18 protein-coding genes are annotated in these 22,222 nt (G+C 71.1%); 5 read left to right on the top strand and 13 right to left on the bottom strand.

Annotated elements, in window-relative coordinates; all coding sequences use genetic code 11:
* Window positions 1-72: 72 nt before the first annotated feature.
* Window positions 73-2,247 (bottom strand): glutamine synthetase III family protein, encoded by a 2,175-nt coding sequence (locus ABD714_RS15095; protein WP_344813206.1) that lies wholly within the window; start codon window positions 2,245-2,247, stop codon window positions 73-75.
* 230 nt (window positions 2,248-2,477) lie between these two features.
* On the opposite strand from ABD714_RS15095, the gene ABD714_RS15090 reads away from it, so the two are divergent.
* Window positions 2,478-2,918: an RDD family protein gene (locus tag ABD714_RS15090; RefSeq protein ID WP_344813205.1), complete on the top strand. Its 441-nt coding sequence runs from the start codon at window positions 2,478-2,480 to the stop codon at window positions 2,916-2,918.
* A 206-nt stretch (window positions 2,919-3,124) separates the two neighbouring features.
* On the opposite strand, the gene ABD714_RS15085 is transcribed toward ABD714_RS15090, so the two are convergent.
* The 11 genes from ABD714_RS15085 to ABD714_RS15035 form a co-directional block, all read right to left on the bottom strand.
* A complete protein-coding gene (locus ABD714_RS15085; protein WP_344813204.1) occupies window positions 3,125-4,492 on the bottom strand; it encodes an FAD-binding oxidoreductase in 1,368 nt (455 codons plus the stop codon).
* A 106-nt stretch (window positions 4,493-4,598) separates the two neighbouring features.
* The gene (locus tag ABD714_RS15080; RefSeq protein ID WP_344813203.1) at window positions 4,599-6,398 is read right to left on the bottom strand and encodes an ABC-F family ATP-binding cassette domain-containing protein; all 1,800 of its coding nucleotides are present in this window, start codon (window positions 6,396-6,398) and stop codon (window positions 4,599-4,601) included.
* A gap of 133 nt (window positions 6,399-6,531) precedes the next feature.
* Window positions 6,532-7,302: a DUF4191 domain-containing protein gene (locus ABD714_RS15075; protein WP_344813202.1), complete on the bottom strand. Its 771-nt coding sequence runs from the start codon at window positions 7,300-7,302 to the stop codon at window positions 6,532-6,534.
* A 52-nt stretch (window positions 7,303-7,354) separates the two neighbouring features.
* Window positions 7,355-8,278, bottom strand: a complete 924-nt coding sequence (gene lipA / locus ABD714_RS15070; protein WP_344813587.1) for a lipoyl synthase — start codon at window positions 8,276-8,278, stop codon at window positions 7,355-7,357.
* Window positions 8,279-8,375: 97 nt separating this feature from the next.
* Window positions 8,376-9,338 carry an ABC transporter permease subunit gene (locus ABD714_RS15065; RefSeq protein WP_344813201.1) on the bottom strand — a complete coding sequence of 321 codons (963 nt, stop codon included), beginning with the start codon at window positions 9,336-9,338 and terminating at the stop codon, window positions 8,376-8,378.
* Window positions 9,335-10,381, bottom strand: a complete 1,047-nt coding sequence (locus tag ABD714_RS15060; RefSeq protein ID WP_344813200.1) for an ABC transporter ATP-binding protein — start codon at window positions 10,379-10,381, stop codon at window positions 9,335-9,337. Before ABD714_RS15060 ends, ABD714_RS15065 begins: the two co-directional genes overlap by 4 nt.
* A gap of 153 nt (window positions 10,382-10,534) precedes the next feature.
* Complete coding sequence (gene lipB / locus ABD714_RS15055; RefSeq protein ID WP_344813199.1) at window positions 10,535-11,260, bottom strand: lipoyl(octanoyl) transferase LipB; 726 nt, start codon at window positions 11,258-11,260, stop codon at window positions 10,535-10,537.
* Window positions 11,261-11,574: 314 nt separating this feature from the next.
* Window positions 11,575-12,468, bottom strand: coding sequence for a TIGR01777 family oxidoreductase (locus ABD714_RS15050; RefSeq protein WP_344813586.1), 894 nt, complete (start codon window positions 12,466-12,468; stop codon window positions 11,575-11,577).
* A gap of 14 nt (window positions 12,469-12,482) precedes the next feature.
* Entirely contained in the window at window positions 12,483-14,363 is a 1,881-nt protein-coding gene (gene sucB / locus ABD714_RS15045; protein ID WP_344813198.1) for a 2-oxoglutarate dehydrogenase, E2 component, dihydrolipoamide succinyltransferase, read from the bottom strand.
* Window positions 14,364-14,553: 190 nt separating this feature from the next.
* Entirely contained in the window at window positions 14,554-15,951 is a 1,398-nt protein-coding gene (gene lpdA / locus ABD714_RS15040) for a dihydrolipoyl dehydrogenase (RefSeq protein ID WP_344813197.1), read from the bottom strand.
* Between the two features lie 43 nt (window positions 15,952-15,994).
* Window positions 15,995-16,426: an Lrp/AsnC family transcriptional regulator gene (locus ABD714_RS15035; RefSeq protein ID WP_344813196.1), complete on the bottom strand. Its 432-nt coding sequence runs from the start codon at window positions 16,424-16,426 to the stop codon at window positions 15,995-15,997.
* Between the two features lie 184 nt (window positions 16,427-16,610).
* Here ABD714_RS15035 and ddaH point away from each other — a divergent pair, with 184 nt between their 5' ends.
* The 3 genes from ddaH to ABD714_RS15020 all read left to right on the top strand — a co-directional run bounded on the left by ddaH (window position 16,611) and on the right by ABD714_RS15020 (window position 19,282).
* Window positions 16,611-17,492, top strand: coding sequence for a dimethylargininase (gene ddaH / locus ABD714_RS15030; protein ID WP_344813195.1), 882 nt, complete (start codon window positions 16,611-16,613; stop codon window positions 17,490-17,492).
* 8 nt (window positions 17,493-17,500) lie between these two features.
* Window positions 17,501-18,793: an ornithine--oxo-acid transaminase gene (gene rocD, locus ABD714_RS15025; RefSeq protein WP_344813194.1), complete on the top strand. Its 1,293-nt coding sequence runs from the start codon at window positions 17,501-17,503 to the stop codon at window positions 18,791-18,793.
* A gap of 144 nt (window positions 18,794-18,937) precedes the next feature.
* Window positions 18,938-19,282, top strand: coding sequence for a hypothetical protein (locus ABD714_RS15020; protein WP_344813193.1), 345 nt, complete (start codon window positions 18,938-18,940; stop codon window positions 19,280-19,282).
* Between the two features lie 160 nt (window positions 19,283-19,442).
* Here the strand turns inward: ABD714_RS15020 and ABD714_RS15015 are convergent, their stop codons facing one another.
* Window positions 19,443-20,942, bottom strand: coding sequence for a leucyl aminopeptidase (locus tag ABD714_RS15015; protein WP_344813192.1), 1,500 nt, complete (start codon window positions 20,940-20,942; stop codon window positions 19,443-19,445).
* An 89-nt stretch (window positions 20,943-21,031) separates the two neighbouring features.
* On the opposite strand from ABD714_RS15015, the gene gcvT reads away from it, so the two are divergent.
* Window positions 21,032-22,216 carry a glycine cleavage system aminomethyltransferase GcvT gene (gene gcvT / locus ABD714_RS15010; protein ID WP_344813191.1) on the top strand — a complete coding sequence of 395 codons (1,185 nt, stop codon included), beginning with the start codon at window positions 21,032-21,034 and terminating at the stop codon, window positions 22,214-22,216.
* Window positions 22,217-22,222 lie beyond the last annotated feature (6 nt).

Here is a 22,222-nt window from a genome sequence, read left to right as displayed (position 1 = left end):
TGACACGCGCTGTTCGCGGAAACCCGTTCTCGTCTCCCGTACCTGGTCACCCCACGAGGGGTGCCGGACCGATCAGAGGATGTGCAGCATCTCCTGGTACGTCGGCAGCGGCCACAGGTCGTCGGCCACCAGCTCCTCCAGCCCGTCGGCGGCGGCGCGGACGTCGGCCATCGGCGGGATCAGCTCGTCCTTGGCCTGGGTCGCGTGCTCCAGCGACGAGGAGTCGCCGGCCTCGTGCGCCAGAGCCGTCTCGAGGGCGGCGATCCCGGTGGTCAGCTTGGTGATCTCGGCGGTCACCGCGTCGAGCATGGTCCGGTCGGCCGGGACGTCGACGGCGGTCAGCTTGGCGACGTTGTCGGCGAGCAGCGCCTGGTAGCGCAGCGCTGCCGGCAGGATCGCCGTCTTGCCCACCCGGGCGGTCTCCACCGCCTCGACGTGCACGCTCAGGATGTACTGCTCGAGGTAAACCTCGTACCGGCTGTTCAGCTCGCGCGGGCTGAGCACCTTGTACTTGTCGAGCATCGCGATCACGGCCGGGTCGGCGAGCTCGGGCAGCGCGTCCGGGGTGGTGCGCAGGTTCTTCAGCCCGCGCTGGGCCGCCTCCTCCTGCCACGCCTGGGAGTAGCCGTCGCCGTTGAAGATCACCGCGCCGTGGTCGGTGACGATGCCCTGCAGGACCGTCTGAACCGCGTCGTTGAAGTCGGTGCCCTCGGCGAGCTTCGCCTCGATCTGGGTCGAGATGAAGTCCAGGGAGTCGGCCAGGATCGCGTTGATCGCGACCATCGGACCGGAGATGGACTGCCCCGAACCGGGGGCGCGGAACTCGAACCGGTTGCCGGTGAAGGCGAACGGGCTGGTCCGGTTGCGGTCGCCCGGGTCGGCCTTGAGCTTCGGCAGGGTGTCGACACCGACCTCGAGGGTGCCGCCGCTCTTGGAGCCGGTCGCCCCGCCCTTGGCGATCTGGTCGTACACGTCCATCAGCTGGTCGCCCAGGAAGATCGAGATGATCGCCGGCGGCGCCTCGTTGGCCCCGAGCCGGAAGTCGTTGCTGGCCGACGCGACCACAGCACGCAGCAGCCCGCCGTACAGGTGGACACCGCGGATGATCGCGGCGCAGAAGGTGAGGAACTGCGCGTTCTCGTGCGGGGTGTCACCGGGGTTCAACAGGTTGCCCTGGTTGCTGTTGCCCAGCGAGAAGTTGACGTGCTTGCCGGAGCCATTGACCCCGTTGAAGGGCTTCTCGTGCAGCAGGCAAGTCATCCCGTAGCGTTCGGCCACCTTCTTCAGGGTGGTCATCATCAGCTGCTGGTGATCATGGGCCAGGTTGGACTTCTCGAACAGCGGGGCGATCTCGAACTGACCGGGGGCGACCTCGTTGTGCCGGGTCTTGGCCAGGATGCCCTGCTTGAACAGCTCCCGGTCGACCTCGATCATGAAGGCCAGCACCCGCTCTGGGATGGCGCCGAAGTAGTGATCATCGAACTGCTGGCCCTTGGCCGGCTTGGCCCCGAACAGCGTCCGACCGGCGCTCATCAGGTCCGGGCGCGCGTAGTAGAAGTGCTCGTCGATCAGGAAGTACTCCTGCTCGGCGCCGGCGTAGGACACCACCGTGTCCACGTTGGTGTGGCCGAACAGCTTCAGCAGCCGCGCGGCCTGCACACTCATCGCCTGCTGCGACCGCAGCAGGGGTGTCTTCTTGTCCAGCGCCTCGCCGGTCCAGGAGATGAACACCGTGGGGATGCACAGGGTGTTCCCGTTCGGGTTCTCCAGGATGTACGCCGGGCTGGTCACGTCCCAGGCGGTGTAGCCGCGGGCCTCGAAGGTGCTGCGGATGCCGCCGTTGGGGAAGCTCGAGCCGTCCGGCTCGCCCTGAGTCAGCGTCTTGCCGGTGAACTGGGCCAGCGAGCTGCCGTTCGCATCGGGCTCGAGGAACGAGTCGTGCTTCTCCGCCGTCAGTCCGGTCAGCGGGTAGAAGACGTGCGCGTAGTGCGAGGCGCCGTTCTCCAGCGCCCAGTCCCGCATGGCCGAGGCGACGGAGTCGGCGATCGACGGATCGAGCGGGGCACCCTTCTCGATCGTGGCCAGCACCGAGGTGTAGACGTTCTTCGGCAGCCGGCTCTTCATCCGGGCCAGGTCGAACACGTTCTTGCCGAACAGCTGGCCGAGCGGCTCGGCGAAGTCCTTGTGCGGGATCTCGTACGACGTGACGGCCTCGACGGCGTCGTGCCGGGTGGCGCTTCCACTCATGGGTGCTCCTCGGGTGCGGGGCCCGGCCGGGGTGTGATGAGACCGTGCCCGATGGAGTCGGGGGCGTGCGGGTGGGGATGCCCCGGCGGAACCTCGACAGCGGGTTACCGGGCGAACGTACTGAGCCCACGTGTCCGGCCTGTTTCAGCCTTGTGCCGCGGACATCACAGCCCCCGGTGCGCGATCTCGGCGGCACGGTCCCCACGGTCGTGGGCGGGTAGCCTCGCCGGGTGGCCACGCGTGGAACGCCGGAGGTCCCGGCCGAGCCCTATCCGGGACAACGACTCGGTCTGCCCGAGTCCGGTCGGGGATCGCTGGCCGGCTGGCGGGCCCGGGTGGCTGCGCTGATCGTCGACTGGGCGGCGTCGATGGCCGTGGCCGTGGGGATCTTCGGCACCGTCGTCGTCACCGGCAGCGGCTGGCAGGCCTGGATGATCCTGGCCACCTTCTTCGTCGAGACCACGCTGCTGGTCACCGTGGCCAGCGGCAGCTTCGGTCAGCTGATCTGCCGGATCGCTGTCGTCCGGCTGGACACCGAGCCGGTCGGCTTCCCCAGGGCGGCCCTGCGGCAGGCGCTGATCTGCCTGGCGCTGCCGCCCTTGATCATCGGCCCCGACCGACGGGGTCTGCAGGACCTGGTGGCGACGACCGTGGTGGTAAACCGCAGGTAGGCGTGTGGTCGTGGGCTCTGTGGCCACGTGGTCTCGCTGCTCGAACATTCCGTCAGTCGACGGCATCTAGCGCAAATCCACCCGCACGGCCACGACTCTCCGTCGACTGACGGAATGTTCAACGCCACAGGTACGCCCGTACCCCCGCCAAGGGCCGACATCCCGTCGACTGACGGAATGTTCAACGAGGCGGCGTAGGTCAGCCGCTAGTAGATGGCGCCCGGATTGAGGATGCCGTCCGGGTCGAGCAGCTGCTTCACCTGCCGGTTCAGCTGGGTGACCCGCGGCCCCAGCTGGGTGGGCAGCAGCTCCTTCTTCAGCCGGCCGATCCCGTGCTCGCCGGTGATGGTGCCGCCCAGGGACAGGGCCAGCTCCATGATCTCGGTGAAGGCGAGGGCGGCCCGTTCCCGCGCGGCGGTGTCGGCCGGGTCGAACACGATGGTCGGGTGGGTGTTGCCGTCGCCGGCGTGCGCGACGACCGGGATGTCCACCTGTCGGTGCGCGGCGATGGCGGCGATCCCGGCGAACAGGGCCGGCAGCTCGGGGACCGGGGCGCCCACGTCCTCCAGCAGCAGGGCGCCACGACCCTCGACCGCCGGGAAGAAGATCCGCCGGGCCTCGGCGAACATCTCGCCCTCCTCGGCGTCGTCGGTGGTGAAGCACTCGGTGGCCCCGTTGCTCTGGCAGGCCTCCTCGGCCAGGGCGATCTCCGCGGAGCAGGCCACCCCGGGCGCGTCGGACTGGACCAGCAGCAGTGCGCCGGCTGCCCGGTCCAGCCCCATCGAGCGGTAGTCCTCGACGATGTTGATCGACGCGTTGTCCATCAGCTCGACCATCGACGGGCGGGCCACCATGCCGAGCGCGACCACGGCGCGAGCGGCCGCTTCGGGGTCGGGGAAGGTGGCCACCAGGGTCGCCCGGGGCGGCTGGGCCGGCAGCAGGCGGAGGACGGCCCGCGTGATGATGCCGAGCGTCCCCTCCGACCCCACGAACAGCTTGAGCAGGGAAAGCCCGGCGACGTCCTTGATCCGCTTGCCGCCGAGGGTGATCAGCTCGCCGTCGGCCAGCACCACGTCCAGTCCGAGCACGTAGTCGGTGGTGACGCCGTACTTCACGCAGCACAGACCGCCCGCGTTGGTGGCGATGTTGCCGCCGATCGAGCAGATCTCGTACGAGGAGGGGTCCGGGGGATACCAGAGGCCGTGGGCTGCGGCCGCGGTCTTGACCTCGGCGTTGAAGGCGCCGGGCTCGACCACCGCCACCCGGGTGGTGGTGTCGATCTCGATGGCGCGCATCCGCTCCAGCGACAGCACGATGCCGCCGTCGACGGCCGAGGAGCCGCCGGACAGGCTCGTGCCGGCTCCGCGCGGCACGACGGCGACACGGTTCTCCGCGCACCACCTGACGATGGTCTGCACCTGAGCTGCGTCGGTGGGGCGGGCCACCGCCGACGGCGTGCCGGCGTTCGGGTCCTGGGACCAGTCGCGGCGGTAGTTCTCCAGGACAGCCGGATCCGTCACGATCACGCCCTCGGGCAGGGCGGTGAGCAACGAGTCGACGGTGAGCACGCTCATGGCGCCAACCTACCTGGCGCTGCTCGGGGTCGCGGTCGAGAAGTTTTGGAGCAGAACCCACGTCGGATGTCGATAGCGGTGCAGAAGTCGGGGTGGGGGTGACCCGTCAGTCGAGGGTTTCGGCGGAGGCCAGCCAGGCGTCTTCCAGGCCGGCTTGCTCGGTGGTGGCTGCCGTCAGCTGCTGCTGGAGCTCGGCCAGCTTGCCGTAGTCGCTGGCCGTCTCGGCCATCTGCTCGTGCAGCTTCTTGACCCGACGGTCCAGCTTGGCCAGCTGGCTCTCGATCCGGGCCAGGTCCTTGCGGGCCTGCCGGGTCTCGGCCGGGGAGGGGCCGTCGGTGGCGGAAGCCGCGACCGCTGTGCCCTGGCCGCCGGTGCTCACCGTCCCGGGGCCGGAGCCGGTGCGCTCGGCGGCGTGCCGGATGTCCAGGTACTGGTCGACCCCGCCGGGCAGCAGCACGCAGCTGCCGTCGCCGAGCAGCGCGTACGTGACGTCGCACACGCGCTCGAGGAAGTAGCGGTCGTGGCTGACCACGATCAGGGTGCCGGGCCAGGAGTCGAGGTAGTCCTCCACCACGGTCAAGGTGTCGATGTCGAGGTCGTTGGTCGGCTCGTCGAGCAGCAGCACGTTGGGCTCGCCGATCAGCAGCCGCAGCAGCTGCAGCCGCCGCCGCTCGCCGCCGGACAGGTCGCCGACCCGGGTCGTGAGGCGCTCGCCGGTGAAGCCGAAGTCCTCGAGCAGGCTGGTGGCCGTCACCTCCTTGCCCGACGCGACCTGGGTGACGCGTCGCTCGCGGCTCACCAGGTCCAGCACCCGCTCCCCGGCGGGCAGCTCACCCATGGCCTGGGACAGGTGCCCGATGTCGATGGTCCGGCCGCGCTTGACCCGCCCGGAGTCCGGCGCCAGGTCCCCGGTGAGCAGGCGGAGCAGGGTCGTCTTGCCGGCCCCGTTGATGCCGATCAGACCGATCCGGTCACCCGGTCCGATCGACCAGGACAGGTCGGAGATCAGGGTCCGGCCCGGGATGCTCACGGTGACGTCGGTCAGGTCGAACACGTCCTTGCCGAGCCGGGTGACGGAGAACCGTTCCAGCTCCAGCCGGTCGCGCGGTGGCGGCTCGTCCTCGATCAGCACCGTGGCCGCGTCGATCCGGAACTTGGGCTTCGAGGTGCGGGCCGGGGCGCCGCGGCGCAGCCAGGCCAGTTCCTTGCGAAGCAGGTTCTTGCGCCGGGTGGCCAGCTGCGACGCCTGGCGGGATCGCTCGGCCCGGGCGAGCACGTACGCCGCGTAGCCGCCGTCGTACGCGTCGACCACGCCGTCGTGGACCTCCCAGACCCGCGAGCAGACGGCGTCCAGGAACCACCGGTCGTGGCTGACCACGAGCATCGCCGTGCCGCGGTCCTGGAGGGTGCGCAGGTGCTTGGCCAGCCAGTCCACCGCCTCGACGTCCAGGTGGTTGGTGGGCTCGTCGAGCACCAGCAGGTCGTGGCCGCCGAGCATCAGAGCGACCAGGGCCGTCCGGCGCCGCTCGCCGCCACTCAGCTGACCGACCGGGCTGTCCAGGTCGACGGCACCGAGCAGGTGCTCGACCAGCGCCCGGGTCCAGGAGTCGGCGGCCCACACGTGATCGGCCTCGCCGTGCACGATGACGTCCCGCACGGTCGCCTCCGGCGCGAAGTCGTCAGCCTGGTGCAGGTAGCCGATCGAGGCCGACGCCGTCCGCACCACCCGGCCGGAGTCGGGCTCGTCGATGCCGTTCAGGACCCGCAACAGGGTCGTCTTACCGGAACCGTTGCGTCCCACGACCCCGATGACGTCGCTCGCCGCGACGCCGAGACTCACCTCGTCGAGCACGAGCCGGGTGCCGTACTGCACACTCACGCGCTCGGCGTTCACTACGTTAACCATGCGTCCCCTCGCGAGCGACCGAGAGCGGAGCGCCCGGATCTGTCTGGACCGACAAGTGAGCAGACACGCTTTTCGTCTGCGAACGCGAAGGGAAGACAGATCCCCCTGGCGCGCAGCGAACAGCGAGTGAGGATTATCTGCCGCGCATCGCCTGACGGGAGCCCTTGACCTGGCGTGAGCTGGTCGGCATCGGTCCCTTGGGCATCGGGATCTGCGGGCGGACGGCGTCCAGGGCACGCAACCGCTGGCGGATGTCGGTCACCTGGTTGGACTCCAGGGTCTTCGGCAGCTTCTTGATGTGGTCGGCCAGCTTGTCCAGCGGGACCTGACCTTCCTTGCTGCCCATCACGATGGTCGTCACCTTCACGCCGTACGCCACCCGCTCGTGCTTGCGCACCTCGCCGGCGAGCAGCGCCTTGAGGCGGCCGGGCTCGCCCTCGCCGATCAGCACCAGCCCGCCCGGGCCGAGGGTGCGGTGGATCGCGTCCTGCTGCCGGGTCACGGCGATCACCGGCTTCGACACCCAGGCCTTGGGCAGCATCGACAACGCGACCTCGGCGGAGCCGGCCTGACCGGCGTACCGCTTGTAGGTCGCCTTCTTGGTCCGCCGGACCAAGAAGATCATCGCCGCCAGCATGCCCAGGGTCAGACCCAGGATGCCCGCGTAGATCGGGTGGCCGACGGCGAAGCCGATCACCAGGGCGATCACGAAGACGGCGACCCAGGGGCCGAACACCCACAGCGGCAGCTGCTTGTCGTACTCGTGGGTGAGGCTGTAGGCACGCTTGATCTGCCGCATCCGGCCCATGTCGGCCGGGTCGGTACTGGCCTTGCGGCGCGCCTTCTCGGCCTGCTTCGCGGCCTTCAGCTGCGCTTTGGCTTCCTTACCGGCTTGGTCAGCCATGCCGTACTCCCTCGGGGATCATCTGGTGGATCTGTGGTGTCGACGTCGCGACTCAGCCGGTGACAGCCGATGGTACGAGATCCTCACGGGACTCCATGGCCTGCCGGTAGAGGCGCCCGGCCCGGTAGGAGGAGCGGACCAGGGGACCGCTCAGCGCACCGGCGAACCCGATCTCGGTCGCCTCGGCCTGCAGCTCGACGAACTCCTCGGGCTTGACCCAGCGCTCGACCGGGTGGTGACGGGGCGAGGGCCGGAGGTACTGGGTGATGGTGATGATCTCGGTGCCGGCCCCGTGCAGATCGCGCAGTGCCTCCGACACCTCCTCGCGGGTCTCGCCCATGCCCAGGATCAGGTTGGACTTCGTGACCAGGCCGGCGGCCCGGGAGGCGCGCAGCACGTCCAGTGACCGCTCGTACCGGAAACCGGGCCGGATCCGCTTGAAGATGCGCGGCACTGTCTCCACGTTGTGGGCGAACACCTCGGGCCGGGTGTCGAACAGCTGCTGCAGGTAGTCGGGGTTGCCCGAGAAGTCGGGGGCGAGCATCTCCACGCCGGTGCCGGGGTTGAGCTCGTGGATCTTGCGGATGGTCTCGGCGTACAACCAGGCGCCCTCGTCGGGGAGGTCGTCGCGGCAGACCCCGGTGACAGTGGCGTAGCGCAGACCCATCTTCTGCACCGACTCGGCGACGCGGAGCGGTTCGCCGGCGTCGAAGTCGGCGGGCTTGCCGGTGTCGATCTGGCAGAAGTCGCACCGCCGGGTGCACTGGTCACCGCCGATGAGGAAGGTGGCCTCGCGGTCCTCCCAGCACTCGAAGATGTTGGGGCAGCCGGCTTCCTGGCAGACGGTGTGCAGGTCCTCGTTCTTCACCAGCTGCCGGAACTCGGTGTACTGCGGACCCATCCGTGCGGTGGTCTTGATCCAGGACGGCTTCTTCTCGATCGGCACGCTGGCGTTGCGCACTTCGAGGCGGAGCATCTTGCGTCCTTCGGGGGCGACGGTCACCGGCTCAGCCTACTCGCTGAGCGCCCGGCCGGCTCAGGAGCGGAACGGGGCGGACGCCGGACGGCCTCCTTCAGGACACGTCGCGCCGCCGGAAGACCAGCCACGTCACCACGATGACGGCAACGAGCAGGACCGCCCAGTAGCCGAGGCCGTGGGCCAGGCTCAGCGACCGCTCCGCGACGGTGGCGGAGTCCGGATCGGTGCCCGGTCCGGCGCTGACCGGGTAGGTGGTCCCGGCGTGCACGATCGCGGTGAGATTCACCTCCGGGCTCCACGGTGCGAGGTGCTCGGCCCAGCGGGCGGTGACCGAGAGGATGAGTCGGACGTAGGTGAGGAAGAGACCGCCGAGCAGCACCCCGATGCTGGCGCCGGTGGAGCCGGTGAGCATCCCGACGCAGAAGCCGAGGACGCCCAGGACCGCCACCACCACCACTCCCCGCCCGGCCATCGCCACCAGCTGCTCGAGCCCGGTCAGTGGCTGTCGGTGCACCAGGGCCAGCACCGAGGACGCGGCTACCGTCAGTCCGGTGGCCGCCACTCCCACGAGGACGGCGAACACGGCGGCGACGGCGAGCTTGCTGGTCAGCACGACGCGCCGGTCGGGGATGAAGGTCAGCCAGTTCGCCAGGGACCCCGTGGTCGCCTCCGCACCGATGAACGAGGCGAGGGCCACGAAGAGCACCAACCCGGTCAGGTAGACGGCGAAGCTCACCGCGCCGGACACCACCTCGCGGAACGAGGTCGGGCCGAGCCCCCAGTCCGCGGGTTCCGGTGGCGGCACCGCGCACTCGTCGGGAGCGCCGCCGGAGTCGAGGCACTCTGCTTCCCACGTCTCGTGGTTGGCCTCCCAGTCGCGCTGGTACTGGTCGTACTCGGCCTGGGTCTGGGCGACCTCGGCGGCCGACGGCGGCGTGATCTGGGAGTTCACCTCGAGCTGGAACAGCGCGACCATCCCGAACAGCACCAGCAGGGCCACCACCGTGAGCCGCCGGCTCAGCAGCCGGCGGGCCTCGGCTCGCAGCGCGTTCCTCATCGTCGCCCCGATCCGTCGGGCGGCGGGACGTCTGCCCCCGCGGGGGGTGGCTGGCGCAGAACCGGAGGGTGTGTGGCCGGCGGAGCGGGGGGAACCGTGCCCAGGGTGTCGGCGGCGGTGAGCTGCAGGAAGACCTGTTCGAGGTTGGCCAGGTCACGACTCAGCTCGGACGCGTACACACCGCGCTCGGCGAGGAAGCGGTTGAGGCCGCCGGGGTCGACCGGTGAGCCGTCCGGCGCCGTGGAGACGTTCATCGCGCCGTCGGCGGCGGTGACGCAGCCGAAACCGGCTTCGGTCAGGAGGCGATGAGCGGCGGGTGGGTCGGGCACCCGGACCCGGACCCCGTGCGCGGCACCCGCGAGGATGTCGTCCACCCGTCCCTCGGCGAGCAGCCGTCCGCGGCCGATGATCGACACCGTGTCGGCGACCTGCTGCACCTCGGCCAGGATGTGGCTGGAGACGAGGACGGTCTTCCCCTGCTGCGTCAGGTGCCGCATCGTCTGCCGGATCGCGTGGATGCCGGCGGGGTCGAGGCCGTTGGTGGGCTCGTCGAAGATCAGCAGATCCGGGTCCTTCAGCAGCGTCGCTGCGATCGCCAGCCGCTGCTTCATCCCCAGTGAGTACGTCTTGTAGCGATCCCGGGATCGTTGGGCGAGTCCGACCTCCTCCAGCACGGCCCCGACGCGCTCGTCGGGCACCCCGATCCCGGTGGCCAGGAGCTCGAGGTTGCGGCGGGCGGTGAAGGCGGGGAAGAACTTGGGCTGCTCGACGATGGCCCCGACCCGGTTGACCACCTCGGGCAGGTGCCGGGGCACCTCGGTGCCGAAGATCTCGATCCGGCCGGCGTCGGCCCGGATCAGACCGAGCACCATCCGGATGGTGGTGGTCTTGCCGGATCCGTTCGGCCCGAGGAAGCCGTGCACCCCACCGGCCGGCACGTTGAGGTCGAGTCGGTCGACCGCAGGGACGGGAACGCGACGGCCCGGGTACGTCTTGTGCAGGCCTGCGGTGCGCAGCGCCCACGCTGTCGTCGGCTCGGACACGTCACCCCCTGACCTCGGTCGACTCCGACCGCTGGTTGATGGCCAGAGCCTGCCAGAGTCCGGTGTCCCCGTCGGGCTGCGACCCGCTCCGACCCGGGACGAGAGCGCACCGCCCCGGCGGTTCGAGGCCGCCGGGCGGTGAGGGCGCTCAGGTCAGGCGACGGCCAGCCCGTAGGTGACCGTCGGCTTGTCCTGCGTCGGCGCCTGGCTGAGCGGGGCCGACTGCTCATACGGCAGGAAGGACAGGTACCGCTCCAGGTGCGGACGGAGCAGGTGCGCGACCTCGGGCAGCCCGGGGGACTCACCGGTCTCGGCCGCCAGCGAGGTGACGCCCGCGTCGGTGATGCCGCACGGGATGATCGCGTCGAAGGCCCGCAGGTCGGGGTCGACGTTGAGGGCGAACCCGTGCATCGTCACCCCGGCCGCGACCCGGACCCCGATGGCCGCGATCTTCCGCTCGGGCTTGTCACCGTCGGCGGGCAGCCAGACGCCGGAGCGACCGGCGACGCGGGCGGCCGCGTGGAGGCCGTAATCCGCGCACAGGTCGATCAGTGCCTCCTCCAGCCGGCGGACGTAGTCGACGACGTAGACGGCCTCGGGGAGCTTCACGATCGGGTAGCCGACCAGCTGGCCCGGACCGTGCCAGGTGATCTTGCCGCCCCGGTCGACGTCGACCACCGGGGTGCCGTCCAGCGGCCGCTCCTGCGGCTCGGTCCGCTTGCCGGCGGTGTAGACGCTGGCGTGCTCCAGCAGCAGCACCGTGTTCGGTCGCTCGCCGGCTTTGACCTCCGCGTGGATCTGGCGCTGCGACTCCCAGGCGGCGAGGTAGTCGACCTCGCGCGTCCCGAGAGGACCGGGGTAGAGGAAGTCGAGGTTCATGACCGGAGTCTAGGCCGCGGGCGGGGTGGGGGGTGGGCGGCAATATCCGTCCACGGACGAGTACTCCGGCCTTCGGCCGACGTGGGACGCACACTTTCCACCCGTGGATGGAAAGTGTGCGTCCAGGCCGGTGCGCTGTGTCGCACGTTCGTGCACCCTTTCCGCGTTGGTGCACCTTCTTGCGGCTCGTGCACCGGCTATAGCGGGTGTACGGGCGGGGAGCGGGTGCAGCGACGGGTGAAGGGTGCAGCTGTGTGGCGGGGTGAGCACACGTGAGGTGCCGACGATGCGGGCCGGTTCGAGGAGTGGAGCGGTCAGTCGCGCAGAGAGTGCGCGATGGCCGTCGCGACGTCCGGTGCCTGGAACGTGAAGCCCTGGTCGGTCGCCTGCTGGGGCAGGAGCCAGACGTCCCCGAGGAGCTGCTCCGCGAAGTCGCCGAGGACCGCCGACAGCACCGCCTTCGGCGCCTTGAGGAAGCGCGGCCGGCGGAGCTGGCCGGCGAGCTCGTCGGTGAACTCGGCGTTGGTGGTCGGTGTGGGAAGCGTCAGGTTGTACGGCCCCGAGGCTTCGTGGTGCTCCGCGGCCCAGAGCACGAAGCGGAGGTAGTCGCCGAGCTGGATCAGCGGCATGTGCTGGGTGCCGTCGCCGAGCACCGCCCCGGCGCCCAGTGACCACGCTCTCCTCATCACCGGGAACAGCCCACCGCTGGAGTCGATCACCGGACTGGTGCGCAACAGCACCACCCGGACACCGGCGTCGGCGGCGGGCTGAGCCGTACGCTCCCACTCCGCCACCAACCCGGAGATCCAGCTGGCTCCCGCCGGCGCGGACTCGGTCAGCGGCTGATCGGATCCCTCGGACGGGTAGTAGCCGGTGGCGCTGGCCTGCAGCAGCACCGGAGCCGACCCCGTCCGCTCGAGCCGGGCGGTCAGGGCGCCGGTCAGCGTGCGCGTCGGGTTGATCCGGGAGGACCGGACGATCTCCTTGCGCTTGGTCGTGAGCGGGCGATCGGCGATACCGACCCCGCACAGGTTGACCACGGCGTCGACGCCGTCGAGGACGGCGTCGTGCAGCGTCCCGGCGTCGGGGTCCCAGCGGAACTCGGTGGCCGAGCCCGGCTCGCGACGGACGAGCCGGACCACCTCGTGACCCTCCGACGCCAACCGGACCCGGAGGGCCGTTCCCAGGAAGCCCGACGCCCCGGCCAGCAGGTAGCGGATGGCTACAGCCCCAGCTCGGCGCCGAAGTCGCCCTCTTCCAACCGGGCCTTGACCAGGGAGAGGAAGCGGGCCGCGTCGGCGCCGTCGACGATGCGGTGGTCGTACGACATGGACAGGTACATCATGTCGCGGACCGCGATGACCTCACCGAGGTTGGCGTCCTTGATCACCACCGGCCGCTTGACCAGCGCGCCGGTGCCCAGGATGGCGACCTGGGGCTGGTTGATGATCGGGGTGTCCATCAGGGTCCCGGCGGAACCGTAGTTGGTGATGGTGAAGGTGCCGCCGCTGAGCTCGTCCGGCCCGACCTTGCTCTGCCGGGTGCGGGCGGCCAGGTCGCCGATCTTCTTGGCGATCCCGGCGAGGTTCAGGTCGCCGGCGTCCTTGATCACCGGCACCAGCAGGCCACGCTCGGTGTCGACCGCGATGCCGATGTGCTCGGCGTCGGGGTAGGTCACCACCCCGGCCTCGGTGTCGATGGTCGCGTTGACCTTCGGGAACACCTTCAACGCCTCGATGGCGGCCTTGGTGATGAAGGGCAGGTACGACAAGCTCGCACCCTCGCGGGCCTTGAAGTCGTCCTTGGCCTTGGCTCGGATCCGGGAGATCGCGGTGAGGTCGACCTCGACGGTCGCGGTCAGCTGGGCCGAGACCTGGAGCGACTCCACCATCCGCTTGGCGATGGTCTTGCGCAGCCGGGACAGCTTCTCCGTCGTCCCGCGCAGGTTGCTCGGCTCGGCCGCCGGCTTCTTCGCCGCGGGGGCGGGAGCCGATGCCGCAGCGGCCGGTGCGGCCGCCGGCGCCGGTGCCTCGGCGGCCTTCTTGGCCTCCTCGGCCGCCGCCAGCACGTCCTGCTTTCGGATCCGACCGCCGACGCCGGTGCCGGTCACCGAGGACAGGTCGACGGAGTGCTCGGCCGCCAGCTTCCGGACCAGGGGGGTGACGTAGCTGCGGTCACCCTCCGCCGTCTCGCTCTTGGCGGTCTCCGACTTGGTGGGCTCGCTCTTGGTGGGCTCGCTCTTGGCGGGCTCGGACGTCGCCTCCGGCTCGGGCGTCTTGGCCTCTGGCTCGGACGTGCCCCCCGGCTGAGCCGGGATCGGCGCCTGGCCGCCCTCGTCGCCGGCGGCAGTCTGCTCCTCGATCGTGTCAGCGCTGTCCACCTGGGCCGTCTCGTTGTCCGGCGACTCGTTGTCCGGAGCCGAACCGGCCTGTGAACCGTCACCGATGACGACCAGCACGGCCCCCACCTCGACGGTCTCGTCCTCGGCCACCCGGATCTCCAGGATGGTGCCGGCGACCGGCGAGGGGATCTCGGTGTCCACCTTGTCGGTCGAGATCTCCAGCAGCGCCTCGTCGGCCTCGACGGTGTCACCCACCTGCTTCAGCCAGCGGCTGACGGTGCCCTCGGTGACGCTCTCGCCCAGGGCCGGCAACGTGACCTCGGTCCCGCCGCCACCGCCGCCGGCGGTTCCGGCCGACGGCCCGCTCGCACTGGCGTCGGCCGCGCGACCGGCGTCGGCATCCGAGCTGGGGTCTGGCTCTGTCTCCTGCTGCTCCTGCGACACCGGTGCCGCCTGCTCACCGGCATCGGGCTCGTTCTCCGACTGAGCCTCGCCGCCACCGGAGTCGCCGGCCGGCGCCTCGTCGGCGTCACCGATGACGGCCAGCTCGCCGCCGACCTCGACCGTCTCGTCCTCGGCGGCCTTGATCTCCAGCAGCACACCGGCCACGGGCGAGGGGATCTCGGTGTCGACCTTGTCGGTCGAGACCTCGAGCAACGGCTCGTCGGCCTCCACCGCATCACCGACCTGCTTCAGCCACCGGGTGACGGTGCCCTCGGTGACGCTTTCGCCGAGTGCGGGGAGAGTTACGGAAGTCGACATGAGGTGGTGGGACTCCTTCTGGCGCAGAACCGGGGGGTCAGACGCTGGTCGCGTGTGACCTGAGCGTAACGGTGTCTCTCACCCTAGTGGTCAGGGCCGGGGAGTCCATCGGGGTGTCCGAACGCCCCGGCGCGCACCCGCGGCGCCCCGCCCGGCTGCGCCCCGCCCGGCTGCGGCCCGCCTGGCGGGGTCAGCCGTGCACGTGCAGCGGCTTGCCGGCCAGGGCGAGGTGCGCCTCCCCGAGCGCCTCGGACTGCGTCGGGTGGGCGTGCAGCAGACCGGCGACGTCGGCGGGGAAGGCGTCCCAGCCGGTGATCAGCTGCGCCTCACCGATCAGCTCGCTGATCCGTGAGCCGACCAGGTGCACCCCCACCACCGGGCCGTCCACCCGGCGGATCAGCTTGACGAAGCCCTGGGTCTTCAGGATCTGGGACTTGCCGTTGCCGCCGAGGTCGTAGACCAGGGTCTGAACCTCCCCGTACGCCTCCCGGGCCGCCGCCTCACCCAGACCCACCGACGCGACCTCGGGATCGCTGTAGGTGACCCGGGGCAGGTCTTGGTCACGGACCGGGACCGGCGGGGAGTCCAGCCGGCCGGCGCGATGGGCGATCTCCTCAGCCACGAAGATCCCGTGGGCGAAGCCGCGGTGGGCGAGCTGCGGGCCGGCGACCAGGTCGCCCACCGCGTACACGCCGGCCACGGTGGTGCGGAGCCGTTCGTCCACCGTCACCAGCCCGCGGTCCAGGGCCACGCCGGCCTCGGCGTAGCCGAGACCGTCGCTCACCGGGCCGCGCCCGACGGCGACGAGCACCAGGTCGGCCACGACCTCGGAGCCGTCACCCAGCTGCAGCCGTACGCCGTCGTCGGTGGTCGTGACCTCGGTGACGCCGACACCGGTGCGCAGGGTCATACCGCGCTTGCGGAAGGCCCGCTCGACGGCCGTCGAGACCTCCGGCTCCTCGCCGGCGAGCAGCCGGGGGAGTGCCTCCACGATCGTCACCTCCACCCCGAGCGAGGTCCACGCGGACGCGAACTCCGACCCGATCACGCCGCCGCCCAGCACCACCGCGCGCTGCGGCAGCGTCTCCAGCCGGAGCGCGTGCTCACTGGTCAGCACCCGGACGCCGTCGGGGGAGACGCCGGGCAGCGTCCTGGACGCTGAACCGCTGGCCAGCACGGTGGCCGGCGCGGTGATCAGCTCGCCGCCGACCCGCACGCCGATGGTGCCGCCGACCGACTCCAGCCGTCCCTCGCCCTGCACGACGGTGATGCCGCGGCTCGAGACCAGTCCGGTGAGGCCCTTGAACAGCCGGGTCACGACCGCGTCCGCGTACGCGGTGATCTCCTTCGCGTCGATCCGGTCGAGCGTGGCGTGGATGCCGAACCGGCTGCCGTGCCGGGCCGCGTCGGCCACCTCCGCGGCGTGCAGGATCGCCTTGGTCGGGATGCACCCGCGGTGCAGGCAGGTACCGCCCAGCTTGCCCTTCTCCACCAGGCTCACCTGAAGGCCCAGCTCGGCGGCGCGCAGGGCGGCGGCGTACCCGCCACTGCCTCCGCCGAGGACGACCAGATCCGGCTGTTCCGTCATGGGAGAAAGTTAGCGCCGCGATCCCGGCGTCGGTGGTGAAGCGCTAGCCGCGTTCGATCAGGCGGGACAGCACGATGATCGACTCGGTGTGGTCGATGGTGTCGTCGCCGCGGATCCGCTCCAGGGCGCGTTCCAGGTCGCGGACGTTGCGCGCCCGGACGCGCAGGATGGCGTCCGCCTGGCCGGTGACGGTCGACGCGCTCACCACCTCGGGGATGGACTCCCAGGTGTTGAACAGCGCCTGCGGCGAGACGGTGCCCTTGCAGTAGACCTGCACGTACGCCTCGGTGCCCCAGCCGAGGGACTCCGGGTCGACGATGGTGGTGAACCCGGCGATCGTCTCGTCAGCGATCATCCGGTCCACTCGTCGCTTCACCGCCGGAGCCGACAGATTCACCTCGGCGCCGATGTCGGCGAAGGTCGCGCGCGCGTTGCGGACCAGGTGGTGCAGGATGCGTTCGTCCACGACGTCCATGGGTTCCAACCTAGTCGCGCAACGGATCGATGCTCAAGCGGAACAGACCACTGGAACAGCGGGTGAAGTCGCAAGATCCGGCGATTGATTGCGTCGATCGCGATTCCTAGGCTGAGGGGGACCGTGCCTCACCAGGACCGGCGGAGGGACGCGGTCCCTCGATCTCGTCGATCGGAGCCCACCCATGACCCATCTCGCCTACGCGCCCACCGGCAGCACGCAGCGCGTGCCCCGGCCGCGCCACTTCCTGATGACGCCGCCGCGGCACTTCGCCGTGGAGTACGCGATCAACCCCTGGATGCACCCGGGTGTGGAGGTCGACCGCGACCTCGCGCTGCGGCAGTGGCAGACGCTGGGCGACACCTACTGCCGCCTCGGGCACCGCGTGGACGTGCTCGAACCCGTCCCCGGCCTCCCCGACATGGTGTACGCGGCCAACGGCGCCCTGGTGACGCGCCGAGCGACGATCGCGGCCCGGTTCGCCTACCCGCAGCGGTCCGCCGAGTCGGGGGCGTACGCGAGCTGGCTGGAGGCACACGGACTGGGTCCGGTCCACCAGCCCGTGGAGGTGAACGAGGGGGAGGGCGACTTCCTCGTCGTCGGTGACACCATCCTGGCCGGGACCGGGTTCCGCACCACCCCCGCCGCCCACGCCGAGGTCGCTCGACTGACCGGGATGGAGGTGGTCAGCCTGGAACTCGTCGACCCCGCGTACTACCACCTCGACACGGCCCTGGCCGTGCTCGACGACCGCACGGTGGCCTACTACCCGGCGGCGTTCTCCCCGGTCGCCCAGGCGGTGCTGGCCACCCTGTATCCGGACGCCGTCATCGCCACGGCGGCCGACGCTGCCGTGCTGGGGTTGAACGCGGTGTCTGACGGCCGGCACGTCGTGCTGGCCCCGGGGGCGACCGCTCTCGCCGCGCAGCTGACCGCCCGTGGCTTCGAGGTGCTGCCGGTGGACCTGTCGGAGCTGCTCAAGGGCGGGGGCGGCGTCAAGTGCTGCACCCTCGAGCTGCGGCGCCCGCTCGCCGGCGGCGCGTCCGGGCCGGAGCTGGGAGCATGAGCCCGACCATGACCGACCGCAGCGCTGAGACCGGGACCGTGCCCGCTGAGACCGCGATCGTGCCCGCCGAGACCGGTGTCGCCGATCCCACGGCCGACGAGATCGCCCTCGAGGACGCCCACGTCGCCCACAACTACCACCCGCTGCCCATCGTCATCACCGAGGCCGAGGGCGCCTGGGTGACCGACGTGACGGGTCGGCGCTATCTCGACTGCCTGGCGGCCTACTCAGCTGTCAACTTCGGGCATCGTCACCCGACCGTGGTGCAGGCGGCCAAGGAGCAGCTGGACAAGGTCACATTGGTCAGCCGGGCCTTCCACTCCGACCAGCTCGGCACGTTCGCAGCCGAGCTGTGCGCCCTGGCCGGCAAGGACATGATGCTGCCGATGAACACCGGCGCCGAGGCGGTGGAGAGCGGACTGAAGGTGGCCCGGAAGTGGGGCCACGACGTCCGGGGGATCGAGAACCCGACCATCATCGTCGCCGCCGGCAACTTCCACGGGCGCACGATCTCCATCATCTCGTTCTCCGACGATCCCGATGCCCGCGCGGGCTTCGGTCCCTACACGCCCGGCTTCCGCACCGTCCCGTACGGCGACGTGGCCGCCGTGGAGGCCGCCTGCGACGCGAGCACTGTCGCGGTGCTGGTGGAGCCGATCCAGGGGGAGGGCGGGGTGGTGATCCCGCCGGCGGACTACCTGCCGGGACTCCGTGAGCTGTGCGACCGACGCCGGATGCTGCTGATCTGCGACGAGATCCAGTCGGGACTGGGACGGACCGGGAGGACCTTCGCGTCGGAGCACGTCGGCGTGGAGCCCGACCTGTACCTGCTGGGCAAGGCCCTGGGTGGTGGCGTGGTCCCCGTGTCGGCCGTGGTCGGCGACGCCGACGTGCTCGGCGTGCTGCATCCCGGCCAGCACGGCTCCACCTTCGGCGGCAACCCGCTGGCGGCGGCCGTCGGCCTGAGCGTGGTCCGGATGCTGGCCGACGGATCCTGGCAGCGACGGGCGACCGAGCTCGGGGCCGTGCTCGGGAACCGGCTGCGCGCCCTGGTCGGCCACGGGGTGACGGACGTGCGGTGCGTCGGGTTGTGGGCCGGAGTGGACATCGACCCCACCCTGGGCACCGGTCGCGAGGTCAGCGAGCGCCTGATGGCACGGGGGATCCTGGTCAAGGACACCCACGGCTCGACCATCCGCCTCGCCCCGCCGCTGGTGGTCACCGCCGACGAGCTGCACTGGGCCGTCGACCAGCTCGCCGAGGTCCTGGCCGACCTCGGGCGACCGCCCGTCCACCACTGACGCACTCCTCGGAGGCCCGCGCCCGTGCTGCAAGCCGTCCGCGGGCGCACCAGCCCGCCAGCGGGTCGCCGTCGTTGGGTCGGCGCTCCCTGGTCGGTCGCTCGTTCCCGGGCGCGCCTAGGACATCACCTTCATACTGGCGTCATGGGCTGGTGGAAACGGGGCACGCAGAAGCTGCGGCGGGGAGGCGGTGCGGGTAGGAGCTCGGGCAAGGTCGACGACGCCATCACGATGCACCTGCAGGAGTTCGCGAGCAGCCACCGGGGGGTCGAGGCGTTCATCGAGCCGCGCACGTCGGTCACCCAGACGACGCTGCTGCTGGTCGCCTGGGACGGGGAGTGGACCCGCCGGGTGGTGCCGTCACCGGAATGGGGACACAAGTTCGCCGAGAGCCTGCAGATCCCGGGCTACGACGCCGCCGTGGTCGGCTACCCGCAGCGGATGCGGGACTACAACACCCGCAACAAGAAGCACCCCGACCTGCGCTGAGTCACTGCGCTGCTCGCCGGCGCTCTGGGCCGCTCGTTCGTCGCGGATCAGCCCGGGACGAAGAGCGCGTCCCTGCCGATCCGCTCCTGCACTCCCGGCCGCGCCGGCCTCCGCTGGAACACTGCGCTGAGTGGCGACGCCGCTGAGCAGCGCCAGAGAGTCAGTCCTCCAGCGAGCGGGCCAGTGCGACGAGGGTGCGGACCCCGAAGCCGGTGCCTCCCGGCGACACGTAGCCGCTCCCGCCGCCGTCGGTCCAGGCGGGGCCGGCGATGTCCACGTGCGCCCAGGCGACGCCCTCGCCGACGAACTCGCGCAGGAACGCGGCCGCGACCAGTGCCCCACCCGAGCGCTCGCCGCTGGTGGACCGGATGTCGGCCACCTTGGAGTCGAGCTTCGGGCGGATGTGCTTGGGGATCGGTAGCTGCCAGACGTCCTCGCCGGCCGCCTCCGCCGCGTCCAGCACCCGGTCGGCGGTGTCGTCGTCGCTCGCCATCAGCCCGGCGGTCCGGTCACCGAGCGCGACGACGGCGGCGCCGGTCAGGGTGGCGACGTCCACGATCAGGTCGGGGGCGTCCTCGCTGGCCCGGGCGATGGCGTCGGCCATCACCAGCCGTCCCTCGGCGTCGGTGTTGCCGTTCTCCACGGTCTTGCCGCCGTACATGGTGAGCACGTCCGACGGCCGGTAGGCGGTGTCGGACGGCAGGTTCTCCGCCAGGGACGCGTACGCGGTGACCTTGACCCGCAGACCGAGGTCGGCGATCGCCCGGACTGCGGCGATGACGGCGGCGGCACCGGCCATGTCGCACTTCATCGTGTACATGCTGTCGCCGGGCTTGAGGTTCAGGCCGCCGGAGTCGAAGGTGATGCCCTTGCCGACCAGGGCCAGGTGGTGCTTCGCCCCCCGCGGGGAGTACGCCAGCCGGACCAGCCGGGGCGGCCGGGACGAGCCGCCCCCCACGGCGAGGATGCCGCCGTAGCCGCCCTTGGCGAGTGCCTTGTCGTCGAGCACCTCGACGGCCACCTTGGAGTCCCGGAGGAACGCCTTGGCCTCCTCGGCGAACGAGGCGGGGTAGAGCAGGTTCGGCGGGATGTTGACCCACTCCCGGGCCGCGGCCACCGCCTGGGCGATCGTCGCCGCGCTGGTCACCGCCTCTGTCGTGCTCACCCGACGCCCCGCCAGCGGCGTGATCACCGAGACCGAGGCCACGGCGGCGGGCTTGTCCCCCTGGCCGTTCGGGCGGTAGCCGTAGCTGCCCAGCAACGCGCCCTCGGCCACCGCCTGCACCGTCTCCGGCTCGTCCGCCCCGAGCGCCACGGCGACGTGAGCGCCACCATCGGTCTGCTTGGCCGCCTGCTTCACCCCGGCGCCCGCTGCCTGCCGCAGATCCTCGGGCGTCGGTGACTCCTCGCCCAGACCGACCACGATGACGACGGGCCAACCGCCGACCGCGGGGAGCGTCCGGGTGTGGCCGGCGTCGGTCTTGGCGCCGATGCTCGCGGCCAGGGCACTGAGCTCCAGGCCGAGCCGCTTGCTGTACTCCTTGTCCAGGCCGCTGGGCGCACCGACCACGCCGGCGGCGCCGTAGCCGACGACGAGCGCGGTCGCGGTCTTGTCGGGCGTCCGGGCGACGGTCAGGGTCGGCAGGCTGGGGACGGGCACGGGGGCTCCTTCACTCGCAGGTTCACTCGGCGGATCACCCCGGGGCAGAACTCGGGACCAGCCCACAGTAGTGGGGTAGGTTCGGCTGCGTGTCCACCGCATCATCGGCTGCTTCCCCGCCGACCGGTGGGAGCCCGCCCGAGCCACCGGCGGGTGACCCGGCCCCCGCGGCGCCCCGATCGAAGCGGTCCCCGGTCCACGATCGTCACGAGGCGGCCGGCGCCAGGTTCTCGGAGTTCGGCGGCTGGTCGATGCCCTTGGAGTACGCCGGAGCCGGCGTCCTGGCCGAGCACGTCGCGGTCCGGACCGCTGTCGGTCTGTTCGACGTCAGCCACCTCGGCAAGATTGCGGTCACGGGCTCCGGGGCTGCCGACTTCGTCAACCGCTGCCTGACGGCCGACCTGGGCAAGATCACTCCGGGCCAGGCGCAGTACTCGCTCCTCTGCAACGACGACGGCGGGGTCGTGGACGACCTCATCGCCTATCTCGCCGGGCCGGACGAGGTCCTGCTGATCCCCAACGCCGCCAACTGCGCGGAGGTCGCGAGCCTGCTGGCCGCCGCCGCGCCGGAGGGTGTCGCGGTCGAGAACCGGCACGAGGCGTACGCGGTCTTCGCCGTGCAGGGTCCCCACAGCGACGAGGTGCTGGAGGCCGCGGGGCTGCCGACGGGTCACGCCTACATGTCCTTCGCCCGGGCCGAGCTGGACGGCGTCCCGCTGACGGTCTGCCGCACCGGCTACACCGGCGAGCGCGGCTACGAGCTGGTGGTGCCCAGCGAGCAGGCGGGGCTGGTCTGGGACGCGTTGGTCGCGGCCGGCGAGCCGTACGGGATCCAGCTCGCCGGGCTCGCGGCCCGGGACACCCTGCGGACGGAGATGGGCTATCCGCTGCACGGCCAGGACATCTCGCCCGACATCTCCCCGGTGCAGGCCCGGCTGGGCTGGGCCGTCGGCTGGAAGAAGGACGCCTTCTTCGGCGACGCCGCGCTGCGGGCGGAGAAGGAAGCCACCCCGAACCGCTTGCTGTGGGGGCTTCGAGCCGTGGGCCGCGGCATCCCCCGGCCGGGGATGCTGGTCCGCGACGACGAGGGTCACGAGATCGGCTCGGTCACCTCCGGCACCTTCTCGCCCACGTTGAAGACCGGGATCGCGCTGGCCCTGCTGGACCCCCGGTTCGTGCTGGGCGAACAGGTCGCGGTCGACGTGCGTCGGCGCCGCGAGGCGTTCACGATCGTGAAGCCGCCGTTCGTCACCCCGGGCGTCCGCGAGCCGTGACGCGCC

It is taken from the genome of Microlunatus aurantiacus (assembly GCF_039536605.1).
Classification (GTDB): domain Bacteria; phylum Actinomycetota; class Actinomycetes; order Propionibacteriales; family Propionibacteriaceae; genus Microlunatus; species Microlunatus aurantiacus.
Note: the sequence above shows the minus strand (reverse complement) of the source record. Positions and strands in the feature narration are given on the sequence as shown.